This window comes from Amycolatopsis sp. CA-126428 (assembly GCF_002904335.1).
In the GTDB taxonomy this organism is placed as follows: domain Bacteria; phylum Actinomycetota; class Actinomycetes; order Mycobacteriales; family Pseudonocardiaceae; genus Amycolatopsis.
Map to the genome: position 1 here is coordinate 1 of NZ_PPHF01000109.1, position 2,469 is coordinate 2,469.

Annotated in this window: 2 protein-coding genes; both read left to right on the forward strand. The window is 72.1% G+C overall.

Translation table 11 applies throughout. The features are described from left to right. Positions 1 to 315: 315 nt before the first annotated feature. Positions 316 to 1,902 (forward strand): trypsin-like peptidase domain-containing protein, encoded by a 1,587-nt coding sequence (locus C2L58_RS27190; RefSeq protein WP_103340530.1) that lies wholly within the window; start codon positions 316 to 318, stop codon positions 1,900 to 1,902. 77 nt (positions 1,903 to 1,979) lie between these two features. Then, positions 1,980 to 2,402: a Sec-independent protein translocase protein TatB gene (gene tatB, locus C2L58_RS27195; RefSeq protein WP_103340529.1), complete on the forward strand. Its 423-nt coding sequence runs from the start codon at positions 1,980 to 1,982 to the stop codon at positions 2,400 to 2,402. Positions 2,403 to 2,469 lie beyond the last annotated feature (67 nt).

Sequence of the window (2,469 nt, forward strand, 5' to 3'; positions counted from 1 at the left end):
CCCCGCCCGCACGCAGCCCCGCCCGCACGCAGCCCCGCCCGCACGCAGCCCCGCCCGCACGCAGCCCCGCCCTCGCGCGACCCCACCCTCGCGCGACCCCGCCCTCGCTGGGGGGCCGTGCCCTTGTCCAGCCTATCGCCACCCCCGGACGAAAAGCCCCGTTCAAGGCCCCTCCCGGCCGTTTTGTCCACATCACCTCGACCCTGTGGACAAGTGGCTCAAGAAACAGCCACTTCACCCCTGGACCGGCAGACTCGGAGCACTGGGCTTGGGTATCGTCACGCCCAGCCACCTGATCTTCTGCACCGGGGAATGATGACCGAGCCGAACGTGAATCCCGAGCAGCCCGGCGCACGCGAAGCCGAAGCCAGGACCGAAGCCCGGACCGAAACCCAGGCCGGAGCTGCGGCCCAGGCTCAGGCCCAAGCCGAGGCCGATCGGCTTGGCCCGCGGCCGCTCGCGCGGCCGGCCGTCGATCCGGCGCAGGCCGCCGTGTTCGGCCGGCCGCAGGGTGTCGATGGTGCGTTCGACCAGCTCTACTCCCCGCAGAAGACCAACGGCGTCAACCTCGCCCCGCCCGCGCCCGAGTCGCTCGCCGAGGCCTTCCGGCGGCCGCCCGGGGCCGAAGGTGTGCTGCTCGAACGGCCGCGGGAAGCCACCGGTGAGGTGCCGGACGCCGAACCGCCCCTGTGGACCGGCACCCGGGATCCCTGGCGTGATCCCGGGGCCGCCGCGGTGCTCGCCGGGCCCGCAGTGGCCGCCGACGATGAGGCGCAGCCCGCCAAGCGGCCGCCCGGTGCGCTACTGAGCCTGCCCGAGGTGCTGTTCGGACGGCGGGTGCAGCCGAAAGCGCTCGTCCTGCTCGGCGTCGTCGCGCTGCTCGTCGGCGCCGTCGGCGGCCTGGTCGGCTGGTGGGTCGCCGACACCGGGACCGAGCTCACCGGCTCCGCCACCATCGCCGAAGCCGAGGCCGGCAAGGAACGTCCCGCCGGGTCCGTCGCCGAGATCGCCAAGCGTGTCGCGCCCGCCGTCGTCTCGCTCGAGGTGTTCAAGCCCGGCGCCGAGTCCGGCGAGCAGGGCTCCGGCGTCATGATCGACCCGCAGGGCTACATCCTCACCAACGAACACGTCATCGCCTCGGCCGCCGCGGACCCGGGCGTAAAGGTCACGGCCGTCTTCATCGACGGCACCCGCACCGAAGCCAAGCTCGTCGGGGGCGACCAGAAGACCGACCTCGCCGTCGTGAAGGTCAACGTCACCAACCCGACCGTGCTGCAGGTCGGCAAGTCGGCGGACCTGCAGGTCGGCGACACCGTGATGGCGATCGGCTCGCCGCTGGCGCTGCAGAACTCGGTGACCGCCGGCATCGTCAGCGCGCTGAACCGGCCGATCACCGCGGGCGGCGACAACGGCGCCCCGCCGGTCACCTACGAGGCCATCCAGACCGACGCCGCGATCAACCACGGCAACTCGGGCGGCGCGCTCGTCGACTCCACCGGCGCGCTGGTCGGCATCAACTCGTCGATCCGCTCGGCGGGCGCGGACGGCGGCAGCATCGGCATCGGCTTCGCCATCCCGAGCGACTACGCGATCAAGATCGCGAAGGCGCTGATCAAGGACGGCAAGGTCCAGCACGCCGACATCGGCATCAACGCCTCCTCGACGGTCGCCGGCTCGTCCACGATGGGGGCCCAGGTGAAGAACGTCGCGCCCGGCGGCCCGGCCGCGAACGCCGGCATCAAGGAGGGCGACGTGATCACGAAGATCGGCAACCGGCTCGTCCGCGACTCCGCGGAACTGACGGTCGCGGTCCGCGCGCACGACGTCGGCGAAGTGGTCCCGGTGTCGCTGGCGCGCGACGGCGCCAGCTTCGTCGTGGACGTAACCCTGGCTTCCGACTGAGTTCCCGCGTTCGGCCTGCCGGAGCACGGCGGGGGGCGGGTACCCTGGGCGGGTAGGTTCCGAGTGGAGGTAGACGGGTGTTCGAGAGTGTCGGATGGGGGGAAATCCTCGTCCTCATCATCGCCGGTCTGTTCATCCTCGGCCCGGAACGGCTTCCCGAAGCGGCGTCCTGGCTCGCGAAGAGCGTGAAGAAGGTCCGCGACTTCGCGACCGGCGCGAAGGAGCAGCTCCGCGAGGAGATGGGCCCGGAGTTCGACCAGCTCCGCAAGCCGCTGGAAGACCTGCGCGGGCTGCGCAACTTCGACCCGAAGCGGGTCGTGACGCAGCACCTCTTCGACGGCGACGCCGACCCGCTCGGCCTGAAGGGCATCACGAACGGCAGCAGCACGCCGGCCAACGGGGCCAACGGTTCGAACGGCTACCTGGCCGGCCAGACCCAGTCCGCGCCGGAGCCGCTCAAGCCCGGCGAGCGCCCGCCGATCGACCCGGACGCGACCTAGGTGGCTGGTGTCGAACGGGGGTCTTGAGGGCGCCGACCGGCGGGGCGGGGCGGCTGTGGCCGGTTCT